Origin of the sequence: Dyadobacter sp. LHD-138 (assembly GCF_030929615.1) — a bacterium.
Lineage (GTDB): Bacteria > Bacteroidota > Bacteroidia > Cytophagales > Spirosomataceae > Dyadobacter.
Window position 1 is genome coordinate 179624 of the sequence record NZ_JAVFVU010000011.1, and the last position, 24571, is coordinate 204194.

Sequence of the window (24571 nt, forward strand, 5' to 3'; positions counted from 1 at the left end):
CATGGCACAGGATAATATTGTAGTAGGAGTAGATATTGGAAGCACGAAAATTACCGTAGTAGCAGCGCATGGTACATCAACGGGATCTCGTTTTGACAATATCGAGATTTTAGGATTTAGCGAAGTTCTTGTGCCTGAAGGAGCTGTCATTAATGGTTCGGTTGAGAATATAAAACAGGTTGGAAGCGCGATCCGCGAGGCACTTGCTGAAGCGTCGTCACGTTCGGACCTGGATATTGGTATTGTAAACGTAAGTTTCAGCGGCACACACGTAAGAGTTACACCACAAAGCGACGGCGTGATCCGTCCTACTTCGTCCACGGGCGATGAGGTGACCCAGAGAGATGTTGACCAGTTGGTTGATGATATGTACCGGGCAAAAACGGAGGCAAACTATGATGTGCTGCACGTGTTGCCGATGGAATTTGTGGTGGACAATTCAACAGGTGTACGTGAGCCTGTGGGAAGAACCGGGATTAAACTTGGCGGGAATTTTTTAATTGTCTCTGCCAATAACCAATCCATTCAGCGTACAAAGAAAAGTTTGCTGGAAGCAGATCCGCATCTGAAATTTGACAAGATGATTTATGCGCCGCTCGCCACCAGCCTGGCTGTGCTGGACGAAGGGGAAATAAAAGCGGGTATCGCCATGGTGGATATCGGGGATCACACGACGGATCTTGTGATTTACCAGGATGGTATCATCCGTCATATTGCCTCGTTCCCGATTGCCGGCAGACATATTACCGCCGATTTGAGATTGGGTTGTGGCGTGCAGCCGGAAAATGCTGAAAAGCTGAAAAAAGAACATGGTATGGCCATTTCATCCGAAGTGCCGCTTAACATAGAAGTTTTGGTGAACTTCCTTGCCGGACGTCCGCCAAAGCAGGTTTTAAAGAAAAACGTTGCCCTGATCATCGAAGAGAGGCTTAAGGAAATATCAGCGATGGTATATGCCGAAATCCTGAAATCCGGTTATGAAGAGCATCTGATTGGCGGAATTGTCCTGACGGGCGGAACTGCCAATATTCCTGACATTGAATTATTGTTTGAAAAAGTAACCAATATGCCTGTTCGGGTCGGATTACCTGAACGTCTGGCGCATACTGCCAAAGCGGATGCGGTCAGTAATACTTCATTTTCTACTGCGATTGGATTAGCCTGGGCTGGTATTAAGTCAATAGATCCGCGAGTAAAATCAATATGCAAACCTCCTGTACATCAAAGTGCCCCGTTAAGAGAAGCCCCAAGTAAGCCGAAGGAATTTAAAAAAGTGCCAAAAGAAGATGGATCATTTTGGGATCGTATCATTGGCCGAAAAGATGACAGTATAGGAGATTATTGAAATTATTTAGGAAGAATTGCACCAACATCAACCACCCCGGACTATGAATAAAAATTTGTTGCACGCTCTAGACCAGGACTACATTGTGAACGAAATCGTAAAAGACCCCAATGCAGGCATGACCGAACCAGCCATCATCAAGGTGATAGGCGTGGGAGGCGGAGGAAGCAATGCCGTCAACTACATGTTTGAGAAAAAGATCAAAGATGTAGAGTTCGCCGTTTGTAATACGGACAGGCAGGCGCTTGCCAACAGCCCGGTTCCGGTTAAGATTCAACTTGGTGCTACTTTAACGCAGGGTTTGGGAGCGGGGACGGATGCAACGAAGGGAAAGGAAGCGGCTCTTGAAACGATTGAGGAGATTAAAGCATTACTTGGAGGTTCCACGCAAATGGTTTTCATCACTGCCGGTATGGGTGGTGGTACAGGAACCGGCGCGGCACCAGTGATCGCGCAGCTTGCAAAGGAAATGGGCAAGCTTACCGTAGCTGTTGTAACGGCACCTTATACCTGGGAAGGACTTGACAAAAAAGAGCAAGCCCTTGAAGGTATTGAACAACTGAAAGAATTTAGCGATACCGTTCTGGTCGTACTTAACGATAAACTGGAAGAATTATATGAAGATATGACGTTGACCCAGGCATTTGCCGAGGCTGATGGAATTCTTCTGAATGCAGTAAAAAGTATTTCCGAAATCATTACGACAAACGGAAATATCAATACAGATTTTAAAGACGTAGAAAAGGTTCTTAAAAACGCCGGACAGTCTGTTATGGGTACTGCCGAGGCAACCGGCGCTGACCGTGCCCAGCTGGCGATCAAAGAAGCGCTGGATTCTCCGCTTTTGAACGATCGTGATATCCGTGGTGCGAAACGCATCCTGGTAACCCTTGCGACGAGCAAAAAAAGAGAGGCCACGATGAAGGAACAGCGCGAGATCTGGCGTTATGTCCTTTCTCAGGTGGGAGGAGAAGCGAGAATGTTCAAACTCGGTACGATTACGGACGATTCGCTAAGTGATAAGCTACGCGTGACCATCGTCGCTGCGGGTTTCGACAGCGTTGAATCACCCATTCCAGGCATTGAATTGAAAAATGGATTTACGGGTAAAACACAGCCGCAGGAGGTTGTTCCAGTGCCCGAACTTCCGAATATCATTGTGCCTCAGGAAGCTCCGACGGTTATACTGACCCAGGAACTGGAAGAAAATACGGCAACCGGGTCCATTGATCTGATGGTTGATCCGGATATTCTTGACATGGAGGATGGCAGATCATACGGCCATGTATCCTATGCGGAGTTCGATGAAAGCAACGAATGGTCCAATGAAGAAACGGCGAAAATAGAGGCGATGGTAAAATCGTTTCAGGGCGGTTTGGTAAAATGGGGAGACCTGGAAGGTCCGGCTTACCGCCGCAGCCATATAGAACTATGGAAAAAACCGGCTATTCCGTCAAGTGAAATGGAACAGCATTGGTTAAAATAAACAGAAAAGGAGCCCAAAGGCTCCTTTTCTGTTAGAAACGGATAATTTGCTCCGCCTGGATTTCCAGTAACTCTTTGTATAAAGGATTGGTAATTTCAGAATCATGAAAATGAGCCTGAATTTGGGCCAGCTTCACCCGGAGTGCCAAAGTGTTCATGCCCAAATAGCTGAAAATGTCATTCAAATGACTTAATGCCGTTGCTGCTCCCTGATTATTGGAAGATAATCCCACAAGTGCTGCTTTTTTATTTGTAAAACTATTGGGATAAGGAAGTCCGTCGATAAAAGCTTTTAAAACGCCGGGATAGGAACCATTGTATTCAGGGGCGATGAAAATAAACTTTTCGGCGCCGTCGATATGGCTTCTCAACTGATTGAAGGCGTCATTTTTTCCACTGTTTGCATACAAGGCAGTAAAAGTGAAATCATGCGGTAAATCAACCAGGTCCAGTATTGTGCTTGGGGTATCGTATTGATTAAGAAGTCTTTGGTAGTATTCTGCAATGCGTCGTGACATTGAATTTGGACGGTTGGTGCCAACAATGATCACAATAGAAGTAGTAGCTGCCATACGTTAAAGTACGAATCGAAATTGCTGAATCTGAATTCGTGAGGATGCTTGATTAATAGAATTAGGCTACAAGATAAAGATATTTTTTATTGGTGCCCAATTTGCCAAAGTAAGGTTAAAACTAATCAGGGAGGATGCAATAGTAAGTGACACTTTGATGATACCCAACATTTATTAGTATATTTGACCCCTAATTTCATCGTGAACAGTAGATAAAAGGTTTGTTTACAGACTATAATCAAAGATATTAACCCACTAAATAATATGTCCTGGTTTATTCGGAAAGAAAAAGGTATCAATACACCCACCGAAATGAAACGTGAAGCTCCGGATGGGTTGTGGTATCAATGTCCAAGCTGCAAGAAAATTACTGCCACCAGAGAGCACAAATTAAATGCTTACACTTGCCCGCATTGCAACTACCACGAAAAAGTTGGGTCTGATATATATATTGAATTGTTATTCGATCAGAACCAGTTTACCGAGCTTGATGCCGGTTTGACTTCCGGTGATCCGCTGCATTTCGTGGATACCAAAGCCTATCCCGATCGTATCAAAGCAACACAGCACAAAACCGGTTTGAAAGATGCCGTCCGTACGGGTCATGGAAAAATGAACGATGTAAAAATCGTGATTGCCTGCATGGACTTCAATTTCATCGGTGGATCTATGGGTTCTGTGGTTGGAGAAAAAATTGCGCGTGCGATCAATTATTCCTTGAAACACAAACAGCCTTTCCTCATGATCTCAAAATCTGGCGGAGCGCGTATGATGGAGGCGGGGTTTTCATTGATGCAAATGGCAAAAACTTCGGCAAGGCTTGCGTTATTGTCTGAGGCGAAAATTCCTTATGTTTCTTTGTTGACGGATCCTACGACGGGTGGCGTAACGGCTTCTTATGCGATGCTGGGTGATTTCAATATTTCCGAACCTGAGGCATTGATCGGTTTTGCCGGTCCGCGCGTTATTCGTGAAACGATTGGTAAAGATCTTCCGAAAGGTTTTCAGAGTGCAGAGTTCGTTTTGGAACACGGCTTCCTGGATTTCATTGTGGACCGTAAAGATTTAAAAGATAAACTGACGAGCCTGTTAACCATGCTGAGTTAATAATCGGCGTCGTCTTACAAGAGAAACCGCAGGAATGGTAGCGAGCCTATTTTTCCTGCGGTTTCTGTTATATGGGAAGAATGTTTTGGCCGGAATACAAGACTAGAGGCAATCCGCTTTTCGTCTTGTATCGGTAATGGCATGGATTTTCCAGCCTTGCCCCGTTTTGATCATCGTGAACACATTGACGCCGCAATGCGAGAAGGTGTCGCCGAGGTAAAATTTGTATGGAGCCCAGACAATCGCCATGGGGCCGTCTACTGAAATTTTTACGTCATAAATTCTTTCATCCCATTTTTTCGGATGCGGTTTGCCGACGGCTGTAATAAACTCTTCCGTTTTACCCTGATGCGAGACGACCGAATCATTGGCGTTGACGGAGATTGAAGTCAGTACCGACTGAGGCTGAAACACACTCCTCAAAGCGGAGGAGTCGCCGGATCGCATGCCGTCAAACAATTGATCAACCGAAGAACGTATCAATGCTTCCTGTGACTGTGCAGATGCAATATTTGAAATAGTTATTAAAAGGCTAAAAAATAGGGCCTTTTTAAGGTATTCCTTTGCGCATGTTATTTTCATTTGTTGGTATAGTTTTAGCAAAACCCTAATTTTACAGACCTTTTTGTGTTCGTAATATCATATGTCAGAGAAATTAGTGAAAAAAGTGGATATCCGAAACCGACGTGCGTCGTTCGAATATTTTTTTCTTGAAGAGTTTACCGCAGGTTTATCGTTAACCGGAACCGAGATAAAATCAATACGCCAGGGCAAGGTGAACCTGACCGACGCTTATTGTCTTTTTATGGATGGGGAGTTGTACGTCCGCAGCATGCACATCTCTGTGTATACGGAAGGCACACATTGGAACCATGATCCCCTGCGTGACCGCAAGCTGTTGCTCACGAAACGGGAAATGCGGAAACTCAACGAAAATTTGAAAGATCAGGGGCTGACGATCGTGCCGGTGCGTCTTTTTACAACCGAGCGCGGTTTTGCCAAACTGAGCATTGCTTTGGCAAAGGGAAAAAAACTGTATGACAAACGCGACAGCATCAAAGAAAAGGATATCAAGCGAGAAAGAGACAGGGCGGATTATTGAGCGGGGGCTCAGCCTGTGAGTGAGCTATTTAACCCTTTGCCCGGAAAATTTCCATATAATTAAATCTCAGGCCGTACGCCGGAGCCTTTTTTAACAATAATTGAATTTTACGAAACGTTTTTTTAGGTAAAATTCCTATATTGTGGGAATTAATTGCCGTAAAGACTCATGGGTAAAGTTCTGGTTCTTAATCAAGATTATAGTGCACTCAGTGTTTGCACCGTACCAAAAGCATTTTTACTGGTTTATTTAAACAAGGCTGAATTGCTGGCGGAATCTCCGACTCTTTTTCTCAGGACTGTCAGGGATGAATATCCGATGCCCATCGTCATCCGCCTGAACCGATACATTCATCTGCCCTATCGCGGCGTCGTGATGACCCGGCACAATATCTTCAAACGGGATGGAAACCGATGTCAGTACTGCGGAACACATGACCACCTCACGTTAGACCACGTGATGCCCAAATCCAGGGGAGGCAAAACAACCTGGGACAACCTAGCCACCGCCTGCAAACGCTGCAATTCAAAAAAAGGAGACTATACACCGGAAGAAGCCGGAATGCATTTACGCCAACGCCCGTTCCGACCGTCATTTTTAATGTTTATCCGAGACTTTTCCGGATTAGCCGATGCAGAATGGCTTCCCTATCTTGGCTCGAAAGAAAGAGCAGTTAACTGATTGAAACTCCCCCACTTCGCCTGTAACGGCATCCTGTAAATTTTTTCTAAATCAAATCCTGGAGATATGGATTTTTATTTAGAAAATACTTACCTTTGCGTCCTGTTTTTTAAATTTCTAGTTTAACTATTTTCAGCTGTATGGCTCGCCAGCTGATGTAATCCAGGGCTCTAATTCCTATTTATGTCTAAGGAAAAACAAACTCAAGTATTGCCTGATTTCGATTGGGAGAAAGCAGAAGACAAAGGATTCGGTACAGGCTATTCAGCTGCTGACCGTACTCGTTTTGAAGAAATGTACGAAACAACGATTTCTCCTGTTCAGGAAAAAAAGGTTGTTAAAGGTGTGGTTGTAGGTATTACTGACCGCGAGGTGATTCTTAACATCGGTTTCAAATCTGATGGTATCGTTTCATCAAATGAATTCCGTGACTTGCCAGGATTGAAGATTGGTGACGAAGTGGAAGTTTATGTTGAAAACCAGGAAGACGCACAAGGTCAGCTTGTTCTTTCACGTAAAAAAGCAAAAGTAATTACTGCATGGGATAACATCCAGAAATCGTTTGACGAGGATGTGGTAATTGATGCTAACGTAAAGAGAAGAACCAAAGGTGGTCTTATTGTAGATATATTTGGTATCGAGGCTTTCTTGCCAGGTTCACAGATCGACGTGAAACCAATTCGTGATTTCGACATCTTTGTTGGAAAACGTATGGAAGTGAAAGTGGTTAAGATTAACTACGCAAATGATAACGTTGTCGTTTCTCATAAAATATTGATCGAGAAAGATCTTGAAGCACAACGTCAGCAAATCCTTAATAACCTTGAGAAAGGACAAGTTCTTGAAGGTGTTATTAAGAACATGACAAACTTCGGTGTGTTTATCGATCTTGGTGGCGTAGATGGTTTGTTGCACATCACGGATATTTCGTGGGGACGTATCAACCACCCGTCAGATCTTTTGGCACTTGACCAGAAGCTTAACGTTGTGGTGCTTGACTTTGATGAAGAGAAAAAACGTATCTCTCTTGGCTTGAAACAACTTCAGTCTCACCCATGGGATTCGTTGTCTGAAGATATCCAGGTTGGATCTAAAGTAACAGGACGTATCGTTAACGTTGCTGATTACGGCGCTTTCCTTGAAATCAAACCAGGTGTTGAAGGTTTGATCCACGTTTCTGAAATGTCATGGTCTCAGCACCTGCGCAATCCTCAGGAGTTTATGAACGTAAACGACGAGATCAACGCAGTGGTATTGACTTTGGACCGTCAGGAGCGCAAAATGTCTCTTGGTATCAAACAACTTACTGAGGATCCTTGGACTCAAGGTTCATTGAAAGATAAGTATGCAATTGGTACACGTCACAAAGGTGTAGTACGTAACCTTACTAACTTCGGTTTGTTCATCGAACTTGAAGAAGGTATCGACGGACTGGTTCACGTTTCTGATTTGTCATGGACTAAGAAAATCAAACATCCTTCGGACTTCGTTAAGGTAAGTGACGAACTTGAAGTTGTTGTTCTTGAGCTTGATGCTGACAACCGTCGTTTGGCACTAGGTCACAAACAACTGGAAGAAAACCCTTGGGATACTTTCGAAACGATCTTCGCAATCGGATCTGTACACCGTAGTACAATCGTTGCTAAGGGAGACAAATTCGCAACTTTGGAATTGCCATACGGAATCGAAGGAATTTCAGCAGTGAAAAACCTTACGAAAGAAGATGGTTCAGTGGCTGAAGTTGGAGAAAGCCTAGACTTCACAGTATTGGAATTCTTGAAAGACGAAAAGAAAATCGTTCTGACACATTCTAAAGTGAAGCCTTCTGCTGCACCTGCTGCTGAAGATAAGAAAGAAGAAAAAGCTGCGAAACCTGCTGCTAGTCAGTCTAAAAGCTCAGCTAATAACACAGACAGTGCTGCCAAAGAAGGAGAGAAATCTACCTTTGGTGACCTAAGTGTACTTTCTGCTTTGAAGGAGCAATTTGAAGATTCTGAAAGAAAAGGAAAAAAAGTGGCAAAAAAAGACGACGAAACTGAAGAGTAGTCAATTTTTTTAATACTTTTGCACCCGGGTTAGCTGTTAGCGGGGAAATCCACCAGCTAACCCGATATGGTTCCGTGGCCGAGTGGCTAGGCAGAGGTCTGCAAAACCTCGTACAGCGGTTCGAATCCGCTCGGAACCTCTCAGAAATATCTTGGTAAAATACCATTTGAAGAGACCGGATTTTTGGTTTTTATCAAATGGTATTTTTTTGTTAATACATTGAATGTCAATGGTTACAATAATATAGCGTTGTTTTGACACGAAATAGCAAATTAGAAGAATTATAAATAAGTAAGCCATCTAAAATATCCCCTAAATACTTTTGTGGATAAAAAATCGTGCACTAGATTTGTCTGTTGAAGTATAATGAATAGTTGATTATGAATATACCATTCCGAGAAGACTCTAAGTTTTGTTCCTTCTTTCCCCGCTCAAAATCGTTTCTGGCTATTTTTGTAGCTATTCTTTTAAGCACTTGCAGCCTTACATGGGCTCAGGACAGCACGGCTGCTGCCGGGGCTGGAGCTGCCACCGCCGCTGGTGGAGGCGATGCTGCAAAAGGAGAAACGATATTTAAAAACAACTGTGCCCAGTGTCACGCAGTGTCTGACGAAAGAGTTGTAGGTCCTGGTTTGAAAGGTGCAACAACACGTAACAACATTGCATGGCTTACCAAGTGGGTGCGCAATTCACAGGCCGTTATCGCTTCGGGCGATCCCTACGGTGTGAAAATTTACAACGAGTACAGTAAAGCGCAAATGACAAGCTTCCCTAATTTGTCAGAAGATGACATTAAAGGGATTTTTGCTTACGTTGACAACGCTGCTTCTGCTCCGGCCCCTGCCGCAGCTGCTGTTGGCGGAACTTCTGCTGCCGGTGCTGCACAATCAAGCGGACCTTCCGATCTGTTCATGATCGTTTTGGTTGCTTTGGTGGTTGTAATGCTCTTGGTATTAGGTGTTTTGGTTGTTATTGTAACGATTCTTTCGAAAGCGGTTACCGGAGAAGGTGAGGGCGCAGCTAAAGGCGACTTCATGACTCGTTTCGGTGCTTCTCTGAAAAGAATAGCTGGAGATCCTGCCATTCGTTCTGCAACGGTTTGGATATTTGTACTTCTTGTCATTAAGGCGACCCTTGATGGCGCGTACAGCGTTGGTGTTCAGCAGGGTTATGCCCCTAAACAACCTATTTCGTTCTCTCACAAGCTACACGCCGGTGAGTACAAAATTGATTGTAATTACTGCCATACAGGTGTAAACAGAGGTAAATCTGCACATATTCCATCTGCGAATATTTGTATGAACTGCCACGGTGTTATCAAAAAGGAATCTCCTGAAATCCAGAAGATTTACACTTCGATTGAAAATAATACCCCTATTGAATGGGTACGTGTTCATAACCTTCCTGATCTTGCTTATTTCAATCACTCTCAGCACGTTAACGTAGCCGGATTGGATTGTGAAAATTGCCATGGAGACATCGCTAAGATGGAAGTTGTTCAGCAACGCTCTTCATTAACAATGGGTTGGTGTATTGATTGCCACCGTAAGACTGATGTTAATACAAAAGACAACAAGTATTACGACAAGCTGGTACAGTTACATGCGTCTGATAGCAAACAAGCTTTAAAAGTAGCTGATATCGGTGGTCTGGAATGTTCTAAGTGCCACTATTAATCACTGCAAATAGATACTAGAATACAACTCATTGTATTAACAGTTTTATGGAAAATACTAATAAAAGATATTGGAGAGGACTTGAAGAGCTGCGTAATGACGAAAAGTTCATTAAAAGCGCAGGTTCAGAGTTTTCTGAAGCACCAACAGAAAATCAATATGAAAGTCTTGTAGACGGCGCGGGAACGCACCGTCGTGACTTCTTGAAAGTGTTAGGGTTTGGTATGGCAGCGGTTTCTCTGGCTGCTTGCGAAGCGCCTGTGAAAAGAGCAATTCCTTACGTTAATAAGCCTGAGGGAGAATTTCCTACGATTGCTAACTGGTACGCTTCCACGTATTCAGAAGGTGGAGATTATGCCAGCATTCTGGTTAAAACCCGTGAAGGTCGTCCGGTTAAGATCGAAGGCAATTCATTGGCAAAAGATGCCTGCGGTGTAAGTGCACGTGTACATGCTTCATTGTTAGGTCTTTATGATAACGAAAAATTAAAAGGTCCTAAAAAAGGTGACGATACAAAAGTTACCTGGGACACAATTGATAAAGATATCACAAGCCAGCTTTCTCAGATCGCTGCCAAAGGAGGCGCAATTCGTATTGTTTCTTCTACTATATTAAGTCCTTCTACAAAATCAGTTATCGCTGATTTTACAACGAAATATCCTACGACGCGTCACATCGTTTATGATGCGAACTCATCTTACGCTATCGTAAAAGGAAATGAGCTTTCATTCGGTAAAGCTGTTCTTCCTTCTTATGATTTCAGCAAGGCGAAAGTGATCGTAGCCGTTGATGCTGACTTCCTTGGTTCATGGATCGCTCCTGATGCCTATGCCCGTCAATATGCTGAAACCCGTGCGGTGAGCAGTGCAAAGGATGGTAAAAAGGATATGTCGCGTCATTATCAGTTTGAATCCGTTCTTTCTTTGACTGGTTCAAATGCAGATTACCGTTCTGCTGTGAAACCTTCACAGTTAGGATTGGTGGTTTCTTCATTATACAATAAAGTGGCTGCAAAATTAGGAGGTAAGGCTATCGCTACACCTGCTTTTGAGGCACCTCATTTGGATAAAGCTGCGGCTGATCTGATCGCGGCAAAAGGAAATGCACTGGTTGTTTCCGGCATCAATGATCCTGCTGTTCAGGTTGTTGTCAATGCGTTGAATAACCTTTTGGGTAGCTACACTTCTACGATTAACCTGGATACGCCTGCTTATTTCCGTCAGGGAAATGACATCGCAATGAACGAGTTCGTTGACGAGGTGAAAGGTGGAAAAGTGGATGCGGTTATTTTTTACGCTGCCAACCCGGTTTATGATCACCCACGTGGTGCTGAACTGGCAACTGCGCTTCCAAAAGTAGCGTTGAGCGTTTCATTTAATGACCGTGCTGACGAAACGGCTTCTCTGGTTAAATTCATCGCACCGGCTCCTCATTATCTTGAGTCATGGAATGATGCTGAACCAAAAGCAGGTTTTTACAGCTTGACCCAACCAACGATCAGCTTGATCTTCAGTACACGTCAGGCTCAGTCGAGTTTGTTGAAATGGGCTGGACAACCTTCTGATTTCCATGAATATGTGAAAGCATACTGGAGAAAAAATATCTTTACTCAAGGTGGTAATTTCGAGCAATTCTGGGTTAAGTCCTTGCATGATGGTGTGTATGCATCGGCTGCAACGGCTGCTGCCGGAGCTACTTTCACAGGCAATGTGGATGAAGCTGCTTCTGCACTTGCTAAGAAATACAAAGCATCTTCGACGGGTATCGAACTTGCTATTTTCGAGAACATTGGTATCGGTAATGGTGCTGCTGCAAACAACCCATGGTTGCAGGAATTCCCTGAGCCGGTAACGAAAGCTTGCTGGGATAACCATGCAAATATTTCCCAGAAAACGGCAAAAGACCTGGGTCTTGCGCAGGGAGATGTTGTTAAGGTTGACTTCAAAGGAAAATCTATTGACCTTCCTGTAATCATCCAGCCTGGTCAGGCAAATGGTACAGTAGCCGTTGCGATCGGTTATGGTCGTGATAAAGCGGGTAAATCAGCGAATGGCGTAGGTAAAAATGCTTATCCATTGGCAGCGTTTGCAGGCGGTTTCTTGTCATTCGCACCGGGTGAAGCTACGGTTACAAAAACAGGCGAAACGCGCGAGATTGCACAAACTCAGACGCACAACACCGTAATGGGCCGTAAGTCTGTTCTTCAGGAAACTGTTCTTTCTCATTTCCAGAAAGATCCGTTGGCGGGACGTTTCATCCCGAAAATAGAAACTTCAGAAGGGAAAGTAGATGCAACAGATCTTTCTCTTTGGAATGGACACCAGTACAAAAACCACTCGTGGGGACTTGTCATTGATTTGAATACATGTTTTGGTTGCGGATCCTGTGTGATCAGCTGCCAGGCTGAAAATAATATCCCTGTAGTAGGCCGTCAGGAAGTAATCAACGCGCGTGAAATGCACTGGTTACGTATTGACCGTTATTACAGCAGTGATGCAGAAGTTGGCGATTATACTGCGATGGAGGTTGCTTCGGAAAATCCTGAGGTTACGTTCCAGCCTATGATGTGCCAGCACTGTAACAACGCACCTTGCGAAACGGTATGTCCGGTATTGGCTACAACCCACAGTTCTGAGGGCTTGAACCAAATGACTTATAACCGTTGTGTAGGAACGCGTTATTGCGCCAACAACTGTCCTTATAAAGTTCGTCGTTTCAACTGGTTCAAGTATTTTGATAATGATAATTTCGATTATAATTTCAATAATGACCTGGGTAAAATGGTGATCAATCCGGAAGTAACGGTACGTTCACGTGGGGTAATTGAAAAATGCTCAATGTGTGTGCACTTGATTCAGGAGGCAAAATTGACTGCTAAAAAAGAGAGAAGACGCGTAGTGGATGGTGATGTAAACGTAGCTTGTGGTTCATCCTGCCCTACCAATGCCATTACTTTTGGTGATATGAATGATCCGGAAAGTAAGATATCTAAACTTCTTGCCGTAGAAAGAGAAGGTCGTGCTTTCCACATGCTTGAAGAGATTAACGTTCGTCCTCAGGTTTCATATCTGACCAAGGTTAGAAATAAGGATGCAGCGCCTAAGGCAGAAGCCCACAAGGAGCACGCCTAAGCAAGTTGTTAGTTTTGTATTTGTTTGAAGATTAAATCATTATAAATTACAGTAGTATGCATGTTACTTCACCCGTAAGAGAGCCCCTTATTCAAGGCGGGAAAACGTATGCAGACGTAACGGAAGATATATGCCGACATGTCGAAGGAAAGCCTACAAAGGAATGGAAAATTGCTTTTGGGATTTCTCTGGTTGTTTTGGCTTATGGAACTTGTTGTCTGGCATGGACCTGGTGGGAAGGTCTGGGCGTGTGGGGATTAAATAAAACCGTAGGTTGGGCATGGGATATCACAAACTTCGTATGGTGGGTTGGTATCGGGCATGCCGGAACGCTGATCTCTGCAATTCTTTTACTTTTCCGTCAGAAATGGAGAACATCCATTAACCGTGCGGCAGAAGCGATGACAATTTTCGCTGTAATTTGCGCCGCATCATTCATTCTGATGCACATGGGTCGTCCATGGATGGCATATTGGGCTTTACCATTACCTAACGCATTTGGTTCTCTTTGGGTAAACTTCAACTCCCCGCTTGTATGGGACGTATTTGCGATCAGTACTTATTTCTCGGTATCACTTGTTTTCTGGTATATCGGTCTTATTCCTGATTTGGCAACAATCCGTGACCGTGCAACCAGCAAAGTTTCCCGTTTCATGTATGGGACTTTCGCATTAGGCTGGGACGGATCAGCTAAAACATGGTCTCGTTATGAGTACATTAGCTTAATTCTTGCCGGTTTATCTACTCCTCTGGTACTTTCAGTACATACCATTGTAAGTATGGACTTTGCGACCTCGGTAATTCCGGGATGGCATACAACAATCTTCCCTCCTTATTTCGTGGCAGGTGCGATTTTCTCTGGATTTGCGATGGTGCAAAACCTCATGCTGATCACACGTGTGGTGTACAAGCTGGAAGATTATATTACCCTTGAGCACATTGAAACGATGAACAAGGTAATCACCCTGACTGGTTCGGTTGTAGGGGTTGCCTATATCACTGAGTTCTTCATTGCCTGGTATTCGGGTGTAGAATATGAAAGTTATGCATTTATCAACCGTGCTACCGGACCTTACTGGTGGGCATACTGGGCGATGATGACTTGTAACGTAATCTCTCCGCAGTTGTTCTGGTCAAGAAAACTTCGTCGCAGCATTACCTTTACATTCTTCATATCTGTTATTGTTAACATTGGTATGTGGTTCGAGCGTTTCGTAATTATCGTTACGTCTCTTCACCGTGACTACATTCCATCGAGCTGGGCGATGTTCTCCCCTACCCGTTATGATATTGGGGATTATATATTCTCATTCGGATTGTTCTTTACTTTGTTCCTGCTCTTCTCTAAATATTTACCGGTTGTAAACATGGCGGAAGTGAAGGCGGTTATCAGATCAACTTCTGCGCAATTGCCTAAGAAGATTGCTGGGGTTGCCAAAGTAAGACAACGGGAAGCAGCAGCTCCGTTATTTAACAAGGATATCGAATAAGTAAAAGATCGCTTACAGGCGAAGGAAAAATATTTAACATTAGTATAAATATGGCAGAATTATCTGGTAAATATCTGGTTGGAGTCTACGACGATGACGATACTGTATTACATGCAGTACCAACACTTAGAAAGGCTGGGGTAAAAATACAGGAAGTATATTCACCCTTTCCTATCCACGGAATGGATGATGCACTTGGTCATCCACGTACAAGAATCGGGATCGCGGCATTTATATTTGGTGTAACCGGATGTTGTGTGGCATTAACCCTGATGATCTGGACCATGGGTATCGACTGGCCAATGATTGTGGGTGGTAAGGATTCAATTTCTCTGCCAAACTATATTCCCATTACATTTGAGTTAACTGTACTTTTTACTGCGTTTGGTATGGTTACTACATTTTTCATCTCAAACGGATTAACTCCGGGGGCTCATAACCACGAAAGATTTGATGTGCGTGCGACGGATAACAAATTCGTAATGGCTATCAACTTGGGTAGAAATTCAATGAGTGAAGATGAAATATCCCGTGCACTAAGAGATAGCGGTGCAGAAGAGGTCAACATCAAACAATTTTAATGTGCTTGGATCGATGAAATTGAAAAGTTTATATAAGTATTCAATAGCCTTTGCTGTTATTCTGGTTGCAACCGTTAGTTGTAAGCGTGATCCTAGCAATCCTGGCACAGAATATGCCCCGAATATGTATCTGCCTGTTGGTTATGAACCATTCAGACAGGAGAAGGCAAACCCGATCAACCCAATGGGATTGACAATGCGTCTGCCGGTTGAAGGAACGGTTGCCCGTCGTAACTACAATACGACTTTTGGCGAAGGAGATTCAGCCAAAGTGGATTTGATGGTTTATAACATTCCTGCGGATAGCATTTCTATCTCGGAAAGAGTTTTGAAAAATCCGGTACCACTTAACGAAAAATCTTTAGCTGAAGGTAAAGTTTTGTTCGAAAGATATTGCCAGCATTGCCATGGCGCAACGGGTGCAGGTGACGGAAAGGTAGCTGCTATTTATAAAGGGATTCCTAATTACGCAAGTGACGCTTACAAAAACCTGAATGAAGGACATATTTTCCACGTCATTACGCATGGTAAAGCACGTATGTGGCCTCATGGTTCGCAAATTAATCCTGAGGAGCGCTGGAAAATTGTACATTATGTGCAAAAGCTGCAAAAGGGAGCATAGTCTATTTTTGATAACTGAGAAATAATATTTGAATAATGGCATCAGCACATTCGATTCCTTCTATTGAAGAACGGTTTGAATTCACTTCGGGGGCTAAAAGGAACCTTATCATCGGAGGCGCTATTGGAGCGGCTCTGGTTGTAGTAGGTGTTTATTTGGCGGCTAATGGTGGAGGTGGACATGAAGCAGAAGCAACACACGGTGCGGTAAACGCTATAACCGGACGCGCTGCGGGTGGACATGAAGCAGCAGAACATCATGTTAGCTGGCTAACACGTATTTGGGCAAACCTTTGGGTAAATGCGGTATACTTTACCGGTATATCTGTGGTAGGTATGTTCTTCATATCATATAACTATCTTGCTCAGGCGGGATGGTCAACTGTATTTAAAAGAGTACCTGAAGCGATGCCTGCATTTTTACCGGTTATGGGTATTGTCATGCTTGCAGTTTTCTTTTTAGGAGGCCACGATCTTTTTCACTGGACACACAGTGAGGTGTATGAAGTAGGCGGACCTGAATATGATGCTGTGTTGGCAGGGAAACAAGGTTACTTGAATACGCCTTTCTTTGTGGGTCGTATGATTTTTTACTTCGTTGTATGGTATTGGATGTGGAAAAAGATTCGCCAGTTTTCTTTGGAAGAAGATCAGATCGGAGGAACAGAATTATATGATAAATCAATACGTTTAGGTACAGCATTTCTTGTAATATTTGGTGTTACATCTTCTACATCTGCCTGGGATTTTGTAATGTCTATCGATCCGCACTGGTTTAGTACCATGTTTGGATGGTATACATTGGCAAGCTGGCACGTTGCCGGACTGGCAGTAATTACATTGACAGTTGTGATGTTGAGAGAAAGAGGTTATTTGAAAGCGGTTAATTCAAGCCACCTTCGTGACCTTGGTAAGTTTGTTTTTGCATTCAGTATTTTCTGGACTTATGTATGGTTTGCTCAATTCCTTTTGATCTACTATGCTAACCAGCCAGAGGAAATTATCTATTTCATCGAACGTTTCAGAGGACACGGCAGCATTTTCAAGGCTCCGTTCTTCATCACTTTGTTCCTTAACTTCTTCTTGCCATTCCTTATCTTGATGACAAGAGATTCTAAGTTTACGCACTCGATTCTTAAAGTAGCTTGCTGGAGTGTAATTATTGGCCATTATATGGACTTTTACACGAACATTATGCCAGGTAGTGCTGGAAGTACAGCGGGATTTGGCCCGTTAGAATGGGGATTCTTCATTGTCTTCATTTGTGGATTTGTTTGGTCAATGGCGACTCAATTGGAAAAGGCAAATTTGATTCCAAAGCACCATCCAATGTTGGAAGAGTCATTGCATCACGATATCGCCTAATTTGCTTAACCTGTTATTATCATGTATTTTATCATCGCATTAGTTGCCTTAGTTTTTGTGGTTCTCACGGTTGTCGTGGTAACCCGGCTGCAAGATGTTCTCAAGAATGTTAAGAAACCAGCATCAGCTGATGAGGTTCCGTCAGGAAACAGCTGGAATGGTGCCATGTTTATTGTCATTATTATTGCTGCGGCTGTTGGGATCACCTGGTCTTACATGAATGCCCGTGAGCATTTTTTACCGATCGCTTCGTCGGTACACGGTAGAAGAACAGATGACTTGTTCTGGTTCTCTATGGGAATCCTTACGATCCCTTTCGCATTCGTAAACTTTTTAATATTTTTCTTCGCCTGGAAGTATCAGTTTAAAAAAGGCAACAAAGCTTCTTTTTATCCTGACAACCATAAATTGGAGTTAATCTGGACGATCATTCCGGCAATTGTAATGGCCATGTTGGTTTTTACAGGTTGGAAAGCATGGTCTGATATTACTTCTGAGGCTCCGGCCGATGCAGAGGTGATTGAAATTACCGGAAAGCAATTCAACTGGATTGTACGTTACGGCGGTGTTAACGACAACAAGCTTGGGAATTATAACTATAAATTGATCGACGCACAAAATGAAGTAGGTATCGATTTGTCTGACGAAAACTCTTTCGATGACTTCTTGAACCCTACCGAAATGCACATTCCTGTAGGCAGACCCGTGCTGTTGAAGATCCGTGCCCGTGACGTTTTGCATAGTGTTTTCATCCCGCACATGCGTGTTAAGATGGATGCAGTACCTGGTATGCCAACGAAATTCTGGTTTGTACCGGACAAAACAACGGCGGATATGCGTGCCGAACTTAACGATCCTAATTTCAAGTATGAAATTGCTTGTACTGAGGTTTGTGGACAAGGCCACTTCTCGATGAAGATCAATTTGGTTGTTGAAGATGAAGCTTCTTATAAGAAATGGTGTGCGGAGCAGGCTACTTTCTTGCAGACTTACCCGGAATATCTTGCGAAAGTGCCAGACAATTTGAAGGCTAAGGCAATGAAAGGTTTGCCAGCTGATACAGCTGTACCCGCCGACAGTGCTAAAACTGCTTCAACAGGTGGAGGAATTGGAACAAGTGCGGCTCTTCGCTAATTTTATTAATTTAAATACAAAACAGGCATATGTCAGCTACTGAAGGATTGGACACCGCTGTACACCACGAGGAACATGCGCACCATCACGAGCCACAAAGCTTTTGGCAGAAATACGTATTTTGTGAGGACCACAAAGTTATAGCTAAACAATACCTTATTACGGGTATCGTTTGGGCAGTTATTGGAATTTCAATGTCGGTTATTTTCCGTATCCAGTTGGGGATGCCGGATTCTAACTTATCCTGGTTGAAGCCTGTTTTAGGGCAATGGATTAGCGAAACAGGAAAACTGGATCCTAATTTTTACCTGGCATTGGTAACCATGCACGGTACGATCATGGTATTTTTTGTACTTACTGCCGGTTTGAGCGGTACGTTCAGTAACTTCCTTATTCCATTACAGATCGGAGCCCGTGATATGGCATCCGGATTTATGAACATGTTATCTTACTGGTTCTTCTTCCTCGCCAGTGTGATCATGTTTGCTTCTTTGTTCTTACAGGCTGGTCCTGCTGCGGGTGGATGGGTTATTTATCCACCATTGAGTGCATTGCCACAGGCGCACCCGGGCTCAGGCATGGGTATGACACTTTGGTTGATCAGTATGGCGTTCTTTATCGTTTCACAGCTGTTGGGCGGTATCAACTACATTACTACGGTTATCAACCTGCGTACACGCGGTATGTCATTTGACCGTCTTCCGCTTACAATCTGGTCATTCCTTATCACAGCGGTATTAGGTCTTATTTCGTTCCCGGTTCTTTTGTCATCCGTATTGTTGTTGATCTTTGACCGTCACTTCGGAACCAGCTTCTACCTTTCTGAAATTTATATCAACGGAGAAGCACTGCCTAACGTAGGTGGTAGCCCAATCCTTTTCCAACATTTGTTCTGGTTCCTTGGACACCCGGAGGTATACATCGTATTGCTACCAGGTCTTGGAATTACATCTGAAGTGATCGCGACAAATGCACGTAAGCCTATCTTTGGTTACCGTGCGATGATCGCCTCGATGTTGGGTATTGCATTCCTGGCCTTTATCGTTTGGGCTCACCACATGTTCGTAACGGGTATGAATCCTTTCCTTGGATCGGTGTTTATGTTCCTTACCTTGATCATTGCGGTTCCATCTGCGGTAAAAGGATTTAACTACATCACTACCTTGTGGAAAGGTAACATCGTCTTTACCCCGGCCATGTTGTTTGCGATCGGGATGGTTTCTCTGTTCGTTTCCGGTGGTTTGACAGGTATTATCCTGGGTAACAGTGCACTGGATATTCAGTTACACGATACCTATTTCGTAGTGGCTCACTTTCACCTTGTAATGGGTGCTGCATCGGCCTTCGGGTTATTTGCAGGGGTTTACCACTGGTTCCCTAAGATGTTTGGTAAGATGATGAACAATACTTTAGGACAGATTCACTTCTGGTTCTCGTTTATTGGAATTTACCTGATCTTCATCCCGATGCACTATGTTGGTATCGCAGGTTTCCCACGTCGTTATTATCAGTTTACAAGTTATGATTTCACGCACAAGTTTATGGACATGAACATGTTCATCACGGTCGCTGCGATCTTGTCATTCCTGGCACAGTTTATCTTCTTGTATAACTTCTTCAGAAATATTTTTAAAGGCGAAACGGCTCCGAAAAATCCATGGCGTTCAAACACCCTGGAATGGACGACGCCAATCGTGCCGGGTCATGGTAACTGGGAAGGTGAACTTCCGGCAGTATACCGTTGGTCATACGATTATAGCAAACCAGGTGCAAAAGAAGATTTCATTCCTCAGAATATTCCTTATTCTCAAACACTGGAATCAAACTTCCCGCATGAGAACGAGCTGATTGCAACAGAAAAAGAGATTGAGGCTCAAAATTTTAATGACCAGTTTAACGCAGCTCATTAATTCACGTGTCAACCGTCGTTTCCGGCGGTTGACACTGAATACTGTCATTACCCTTTACTGCCTGATTATGGTGGGTGGCGTGGTAAGAAGTACAGGCGCTGGTATGGGTTGTCCCGATTGGCCTAAATGCTTTGGTAGCTGGATCCCTCCCACGGAGGTCTCCGAGCTACCATTAAATTATAAGGAAATCTACGGAGCTAAACTGAAGGGCGAGGTGATTTTCAATCCCGTGAAAACGTGGATAGAATATGTTAACCGTCTTTTCGGAGCTTTTACCGGGATAATGATTTTTGTTACCCTGCTGGCTTCCATTCCTTATCTGAAATCGAATACAAGGAGCCTGTTCTTTTATAGCTTACTGGCTTTTGTTTTGGTAGGGCTGCAGGGATGGCTGGGAGCAAAAGTGGTTTCTTCCGAACTGCATCCGGTAATGATTACAGTGCACATGTTGCTCGCTATTGTTATCGTTTTCATTTTAATCTATCTGTATATCCGGTCTTCTTATTCGGAAGGAAAAGACGGAAAAATAACAGGCGAAAAAAGCCTTATCAACAAGATAAGTTTTTTAGTCCTTTCACTATCGCTCATCCAGATTTTGTTAGGCACGCAGGTACGGGAACTGATGGATGAGGCGATCCGGGCACTCGGGTATGAAGGAAGATCAGCATGGATTGAAACACTTGGAATTCCTTTTTACATACACCGCTCGTTTTCGGTATTGGTCGTTGTTTCGAATGTTTGGTGGATTAACAAAATTAACCGTTCGATAGCAGGTGAATCCAGAATAAAAGAAATGGGCAAAGCCTGCCTCGCGATTTTAGGTCTGGAAATATTGACAGGCATACTCATGGCTTATTTCGGAGTGCCTGCATGGGCACAGCCAGTTCACTTGACATTGGCCATTTTAATGATCGGTTTACAGTTCATGATGTGGTTGTTGATGAATGCGGACAGGTTTTCCTGGAATAAAGAAATGGTTGAATTGAGGGAGATTTAGTGTAGATTGGAAATTGGGTAAAGTAATGACATCAGCAGAAGAAAGCTTAGGTTTTAGTAAAGTTGGGGATAAAGTAAAAGCTTTGTTTGAATTGTTGAAATTCAGACTGGCTGCTTTGATTGCTTTTTCAGGTGCAATGGGATACAGTTTGGGTGCTTCGGACGTAAGCTGGACCAAAATGGTGCTTTTCTGCCTTGCATCCATAGGTATTACCGGGGCTGCAAATATCATCAACCAGATTCTTGAAAAGGATTTGGATAAAATGATGAAGAGAACACAAAACCGTCCGCTGCCAAGCGGAAGGGTAACAGTGGAACAGACGATTGTCTGGGCGATTTTTTTAGGTGTCGCTTCGCTGTTTATTTTCGTGGTATATTTTAATATGATCAGTGCCTTGCTGGCTTTGTTATCGCTGGTTTTGTACGGATTTGTTTATACACCTTTGAAACGTGTCGGGCCTATTGCGGTGTTCGTAGGGGCTTTCCCGGGTGCATTTCCTCCGATGATTGGCTGGGTAGCCGCAACAAATCATTTTGGTCTTGAACCGGGTATATTGTTCGCCATTCAGTTCTTTTGGCAGTTCCCGCATTTTTGGGCCATTGCATGGGTTTTGGATGACGATTATAAGCGTGCAGGTTTTAAATTATTACCGGCAAACGGTTTGAAAGATGCAGATACAACGTTACAGATCATGATCTACACGTTGTTCCTATTGCCAGTAGGCTGGTTGCCCTATAAACTGGGTATGACGGGGATCAATTCCGCTTTTATAGCAACGGTGTTTGGCGTATTGTTTTTAGCACAGACTTTCCACTTAATGCGGAAGTGCACGGATCAGACGGCGAGACAACTGATGTTTGGTTCATTCGTTTACCTGCCTATTGTTCAGATTGCGTTTTTGTTGGATAAATTGTGATATTGTTTTAAAGTGAAATGGAAAATATTCAGCATTTAAAAGTAGATAAGGGCCCCAAGGAAACATTGGCGATGGATCCAATGAAGTTTATCCTTTGGTTGTTCCTGGTAAGTATTATCATGCTTTTTGCATCACAGACGAGTGCTTACCTTGTGCGCAGAGCAGAGGGTAACTGGCTTGAATTTGAGATGCCAAGGATTTTTTGGTACAGTACAGCTGTACTGCTTGTAAGTAGCCTTGCCATGCAATGGGCATACTTCTCAGCAAAAAAAGATGATTTCAAATCATTGAAAATAGCAATTTCTATTACTTTTGTATTGGGTCTGGCGTTTTTGTGGATGCAGTTTGAAGGATGGAAACAGCTCGTTGCCATGAATGTTTATTTCGTCGGTAACCCGTCTGGTTCGTTTTTTTATGTGTTTACAGGATTACACGGATTCCATATCATCAGTGGTATCATCGTTTTGATCTATGCATTCAGAGCTGTGTTTAAACAGAAAGTGCATTCGAAAAATTTACGACAAATACAGATTTGTGCCACCTACTGGCATTTCTTAGATTTACTTTGGTTATACCTTTTTGTTTTTTTATTGACTTTTAATTGATAATTTTTCACCAATGGCTGCACATGTAACAACACCTGGCACGGTAGAACCCAAAATGTGGATGGGCGGGATCGAGCCTATGAAAGCAAGTTACGGGAAATTGATGATGTGGTTTTTCCTCATCTCGGATACGTTTACTTTTTCCGCCTTGCTGGTGGCTTATGGAACGGCTCGTTTTAGTTTTCCGTCTTATACTGGCCTGCATGAGAATTTTACTTTCTCAAACATGTACTGGCCGGTTCCGGACAAAGTTTATGAAGCAGTACCGTTTTTGCATGGAATTTCATTGCCGTTGGTATTTGTAGGTATTATGACCTTCATTTTGATCGCAAGTAGTGTTACGATGGTACTTGCCGTTGAAGCTGGTCACCGCATGGACCGTGCAAACGTTGAAAAATATATGCTTTGGACAATTCTTGGAGGTTTTACTTTCCTAGGTTGCCAGGCTTGGGAATGGGCTCACTTTATCCATGGTACGGATGCAGGATCGGTTATGAAAGTGATTGAAAATGGATCATGGGTTGAGAAAGTCATTCACGGAGCTAATCTTACAGAAAATCAATACGGACCTCCTGCGTTTGCGGATTTCTTCTTCTTCATCACAGGTTTCCACGGAACCCACGTATTTAGCGGTGTTATATTAAATATTCTTATTTTTTACCGTTCTGCGACTGGTTTTTATGACAAACGCGGAAGTTATGAAATGGTTGAGAAAGTAGGCCTTTACTGGCACTTTGTAGACCTTGTTTGGGTATTTGTATTTACATTCTTTTATCTGGTTTAATCGTCAGCTTATTTATTTCTAAATCATATGTCAGAAGTACATCATATACACGAGCAGGATCCTAACGCGGGTGCAGAACAGCGTAAAGCAATCTGGAAAACATTCTGGATTTTACTTATCCTGACGGCATTGGAATTCCTTATTGCCTTTACGGTTCCCCACGGAGTTTTGAAAATTAGTATTTTCATCATCATGACCATCGTGAAGGCATTTTATATCGTAGGTGAATTTATGCACCTTAAGCATGAAACTAAAACGTTGATCTGGTCGATACTTGTACCGGTTATTTTTGTAGCCTGGCTTATTCTGGCGCTTCTTTTAGAAGGACACGCTATCTTTGAAGCCATATTCAACTAGAGGCGAGTCGTTATGATAAACTTCCGTAAAGCCGGATTACTAATTGGAACATTGGTAATTCCGGCTTTAATTTTTGTCTTTTTAAAGATGTTTGGAACGAATCACTACGATTTACCATATTACCATCCGGAAGTTAATACCGATGGCAGTGTGGTTGTAAATGGTCGTGATACGTTGTTTTATACAGTGCCTGCAATTGCTTTGAAAAAACCTGACAGTAGTGCAGGAAATGTAGTGTTTGGGCAGGGGCAAATCACCATAGCAGGGTATCTGCCAGAAATATGTGACGACAGCTGTAAAGTGGTCGTCAATCAGCTTGAAAGGTTATCCGCCCTCCGTGAAAATATTCACAACCTGAAATTCCTTACAATCTGTCAAAAGTGGACTGCCGGAAACACGGATTATCCGCAGGGAATAAATACTGCCGGCTGGGATGTGGTGACCGGATCCGAAGCTGAAATCGATAGCGTGCTTCAAAAGGTGTTGAAACTACCAACAAAACTTCCGGGTTCGAAAACCAATTCGTTTGAATCCAGGTTAGTATTGATAGATGCCAAAGGACATGTCAGGGGTTATTACCACGTAACGGATACAGAGGAGACAGACAGGCTGATGGCTGAAATAAAAATTTTGGATTACGAGAAAAAAACGAATTAATACGAATTG

The 24571-nt window shown here is 43.3% G+C and carries 22 protein-coding genes and 1 tRNA gene; 21 read left to right on the forward strand and 2 right to left on the reverse strand.

What is annotated here, in order from left to right:
* Position 1: 1 nt before the first annotated feature.
* Positions 2-1345, forward strand: a complete 1344-nt coding sequence (gene ftsA / locus RB622_RS10495; protein WP_308046501.1) for a cell division protein FtsA — start codon at positions 2-4, stop codon at positions 1343-1345.
* Between the two features lie 43 nt (positions 1346-1388).
* Positions 1389-2831 (forward strand): cell division protein FtsZ, encoded by a 1443-nt coding sequence (ftsZ, locus tag RB622_RS10500; RefSeq protein ID WP_308046502.1) that lies wholly within the window; start codon positions 1389-1391, stop codon positions 2829-2831.
* Between the two features lie 31 nt (positions 2832-2862).
* On the opposite strand, the gene RB622_RS10505 is transcribed toward ftsZ, so the two are convergent.
* The gene (locus RB622_RS10505; RefSeq protein WP_308046503.1) at positions 2863-3402 is read right to left on the reverse strand and encodes an NADPH-dependent FMN reductase; all 540 of its coding nucleotides are present in this window, start codon (positions 3400-3402) and stop codon (positions 2863-2865) included.
* 264 nt (positions 3403-3666) lie between these two features.
* On the opposite strand from RB622_RS10505, the gene accD reads away from it, so the two are divergent.
* Entirely contained in the window at positions 3667-4509 is an 843-nt protein-coding gene (accD, locus tag RB622_RS10510) for an acetyl-CoA carboxylase, carboxyltransferase subunit beta (protein WP_308046504.1), read from the forward strand.
* Between the two features lie 102 nt (positions 4510-4611).
* On the opposite strand, the gene RB622_RS10515 is transcribed toward accD, so the two are convergent.
* Positions 4612-5091, reverse strand: a complete 480-nt coding sequence (locus RB622_RS10515) for a nuclear transport factor 2 family protein (RefSeq protein WP_308046505.1) — start codon at positions 5089-5091, stop codon at positions 4612-4614.
* A gap of 61 nt (positions 5092-5152) precedes the next feature.
* On the opposite strand from RB622_RS10515, the gene smpB reads away from it, so the two are divergent.
* From smpB to RB622_RS10605, 18 genes are all read left to right on the forward strand, one after another.
* Positions 5153-5611, forward strand: coding sequence for an SsrA-binding protein SmpB (gene smpB, locus RB622_RS10520; RefSeq protein WP_308046506.1), 459 nt, complete (start codon positions 5153-5155; stop codon positions 5609-5611).
* A 168-nt stretch (positions 5612-5779) separates the two neighbouring features.
* Entirely contained in the window at positions 5780-6292 is a 513-nt protein-coding gene (locus tag RB622_RS10525; RefSeq protein ID WP_308046507.1) for an HNH endonuclease, read from the forward strand.
* Between the two features lie 183 nt (positions 6293-6475).
* Positions 6476-8338 carry a 30S ribosomal protein S1 gene (gene rpsA, locus RB622_RS10530; protein WP_308046508.1) on the forward strand — a complete coding sequence of 621 codons (1863 nt, stop codon included), beginning with the start codon at positions 6476-6478 and terminating at the stop codon, positions 8336-8338.
* Between the two features lie 68 nt (positions 8339-8406).
* Positions 8407-8477 (forward strand) — tRNA-Cys (locus RB622_RS10535).
* 241 nt (positions 8478-8718) lie between these two features.
* The gene (locus tag RB622_RS10540; RefSeq protein WP_308046509.1) at positions 8719-10014 is read left to right on the forward strand and encodes a c-type cytochrome; all 1296 of its coding nucleotides are present in this window, start codon (positions 8719-8721) and stop codon (positions 10012-10014) included.
* Between the two features lie 47 nt (positions 10015-10061).
* The gene (locus RB622_RS10545) at positions 10062-13145 is read left to right on the forward strand and encodes a TAT-variant-translocated molybdopterin oxidoreductase (protein WP_308046510.1); all 3084 of its coding nucleotides are present in this window, start codon (positions 10062-10064) and stop codon (positions 13143-13145) included.
* A 56-nt stretch (positions 13146-13201) separates the two neighbouring features.
* Positions 13202-14635 (forward strand): NrfD/PsrC family molybdoenzyme membrane anchor subunit, encoded by a 1434-nt coding sequence (nrfD, locus tag RB622_RS10550; RefSeq protein WP_308046511.1) that lies wholly within the window; start codon positions 13202-13204, stop codon positions 14633-14635.
* Between the two features lie 50 nt (positions 14636-14685).
* A complete protein-coding gene (locus tag RB622_RS10555; protein WP_308046512.1) occupies positions 14686-15216 on the forward strand; it encodes a DUF3341 domain-containing protein in 531 nt (176 codons plus the stop codon).
* A gap of 13 nt (positions 15217-15229) precedes the next feature.
* The gene (locus RB622_RS10560; protein ID WP_308046513.1) at positions 15230-15838 is read left to right on the forward strand and encodes a cytochrome c; all 609 of its coding nucleotides are present in this window, start codon (positions 15230-15232) and stop codon (positions 15836-15838) included.
* Positions 15839-15873: 35 nt separating this feature from the next.
* Entirely contained in the window at positions 15874-17202 is a 1329-nt protein-coding gene (locus RB622_RS10565; protein WP_308046514.1) for a quinol:cytochrome C oxidoreductase, read from the forward strand.
* Between the two features lie 21 nt (positions 17203-17223).
* Positions 17224-18336 carry a cytochrome c oxidase subunit II gene (locus RB622_RS10570; protein ID WP_308046515.1) on the forward strand — a complete coding sequence of 371 codons (1113 nt, stop codon included), beginning with the start codon at positions 17224-17226 and terminating at the stop codon, positions 18334-18336.
* 29 nt (positions 18337-18365) lie between these two features.
* Positions 18366-20246, forward strand: a complete 1881-nt coding sequence (locus tag RB622_RS10575; RefSeq protein WP_308046516.1) for a cbb3-type cytochrome c oxidase subunit I — start codon at positions 18366-18368, stop codon at positions 20244-20246.
* Positions 20221-21243 carry a COX15/CtaA family protein gene (locus RB622_RS10580; RefSeq protein ID WP_308046517.1) on the forward strand — a complete coding sequence of 341 codons (1023 nt, stop codon included), beginning with the start codon at positions 20221-20223 and terminating at the stop codon, positions 21241-21243. The genes RB622_RS10575 and RB622_RS10580 overlap by 26 nt, the downstream gene beginning before the upstream one ends.
* A 25-nt stretch (positions 21244-21268) precedes the next feature.
* Complete coding sequence (gene cyoE / locus RB622_RS10585; protein WP_308046518.1) at positions 21269-22159, forward strand: heme o synthase; 891 nt, start codon at positions 21269-21271, stop codon at positions 22157-22159.
* Between the two features lie 17 nt (positions 22160-22176).
* A complete protein-coding gene (locus tag RB622_RS10590) occupies positions 22177-22764 on the forward strand; it encodes a cytochrome c oxidase subunit 3 (protein WP_308046519.1) in 588 nt (195 codons plus the stop codon).
* Between the two features lie 13 nt (positions 22765-22777).
* Positions 22778-23548 (forward strand): cytochrome c oxidase subunit 3, encoded by a 771-nt coding sequence (locus tag RB622_RS10595; RefSeq protein WP_308046520.1) that lies wholly within the window; start codon positions 22778-22780, stop codon positions 23546-23548.
* Positions 23549-23575: 27 nt separating this feature from the next.
* The gene (locus tag RB622_RS10600) at positions 23576-23905 is read left to right on the forward strand and encodes a cytochrome C oxidase subunit IV family protein (RefSeq protein ID WP_308046521.1); all 330 of its coding nucleotides are present in this window, start codon (positions 23576-23578) and stop codon (positions 23903-23905) included.
* 87 nt (positions 23906-23992) lie between these two features.
* Positions 23993-24562 carry a hypothetical protein gene (locus RB622_RS10605; RefSeq protein WP_308046522.1) on the forward strand — a complete coding sequence of 190 codons (570 nt, stop codon included), beginning with the start codon at positions 23993-23995 and terminating at the stop codon, positions 24560-24562.
* Positions 24563-24571 lie beyond the last annotated feature (9 nt).

Coding starts and splice junctions, on each gene's coding strand:
- ftsA (WP_308046501.1), top strand. CDS start 2: ATGGCACAGGATAATATTGTAGTAGGAGTAGATATTGGAAGCACGAAA.
- ftsZ (WP_308046502.1), top strand. CDS start 1,389: ATGAATAAAAATTTGTTGCACGCTCTAGACCAGGACTACATTGTGAAC.
- RB622_RS10505 (WP_308046503.1), bottom strand. CDS start 3,402: ATGGCAGCTACTACTTCTATTGTGATCATTGTTGGCACCAACCGTCCA.
- accD (WP_308046504.1), top strand. CDS start 3,667: ATGTCCTGGTTTATTCGGAAAGAAAAAGGTATCAATACACCCACCGAA.
- RB622_RS10515 (WP_308046505.1), bottom strand. CDS start 5,091: ATGAAAATAACATGCGCAAAGGAATACCTTAAAAAGGCCCTATTTTTT.
- smpB (WP_308046506.1), top strand. CDS start 5,153: ATGTCAGAGAAATTAGTGAAAAAAGTGGATATCCGAAACCGACGTGCG.
- RB622_RS10525 (WP_308046507.1), top strand. CDS start 5,780: ATGGGTAAAGTTCTGGTTCTTAATCAAGATTATAGTGCACTCAGTGTT.
- rpsA (WP_308046508.1), top strand. CDS start 6,476: ATGTCTAAGGAAAAACAAACTCAAGTATTGCCTGATTTCGATTGGGAG.
- RB622_RS10540 (WP_308046509.1), top strand. CDS start 8,719: ATGAATATACCATTCCGAGAAGACTCTAAGTTTTGTTCCTTCTTTCCC.
- RB622_RS10545 (WP_308046510.1), top strand. CDS start 10,062: ATGGAAAATACTAATAAAAGATATTGGAGAGGACTTGAAGAGCTGCGT.
- nrfD (WP_308046511.1), top strand. CDS start 13,202: ATGCATGTTACTTCACCCGTAAGAGAGCCCCTTATTCAAGGCGGGAAA.
- RB622_RS10555 (WP_308046512.1), top strand. CDS start 14,686: ATGGCAGAATTATCTGGTAAATATCTGGTTGGAGTCTACGACGATGAC.
- RB622_RS10560 (WP_308046513.1), top strand. CDS start 15,230: ATGAAATTGAAAAGTTTATATAAGTATTCAATAGCCTTTGCTGTTATT.
- RB622_RS10565 (WP_308046514.1), top strand. CDS start 15,874: ATGGCATCAGCACATTCGATTCCTTCTATTGAAGAACGGTTTGAATTC.
- RB622_RS10570 (WP_308046515.1), top strand. CDS start 17,224: ATGTATTTTATCATCGCATTAGTTGCCTTAGTTTTTGTGGTTCTCACG.
- RB622_RS10575 (WP_308046516.1), top strand. CDS start 18,366: ATGTCAGCTACTGAAGGATTGGACACCGCTGTACACCACGAGGAACAT.
- RB622_RS10580 (WP_308046517.1), top strand. CDS start 20,221: ATGACCAGTTTAACGCAGCTCATTAATTCACGTGTCAACCGTCGTTTC.
- cyoE (WP_308046518.1), top strand. CDS start 21,269: ATGACATCAGCAGAAGAAAGCTTAGGTTTTAGTAAAGTTGGGGATAAA.
- RB622_RS10590 (WP_308046519.1), top strand. CDS start 22,177: ATGGAAAATATTCAGCATTTAAAAGTAGATAAGGGCCCCAAGGAAACA.
- RB622_RS10595 (WP_308046520.1), top strand. CDS start 22,778: ATGGCTGCACATGTAACAACACCTGGCACGGTAGAACCCAAAATGTGG.
- RB622_RS10600 (WP_308046521.1), top strand. CDS start 23,576: ATGTCAGAAGTACATCATATACACGAGCAGGATCCTAACGCGGGTGCA.
- RB622_RS10605 (WP_308046522.1), top strand. CDS start 23,993: ATGTTTGGAACGAATCACTACGATTTACCATATTACCATCCGGAAGTT.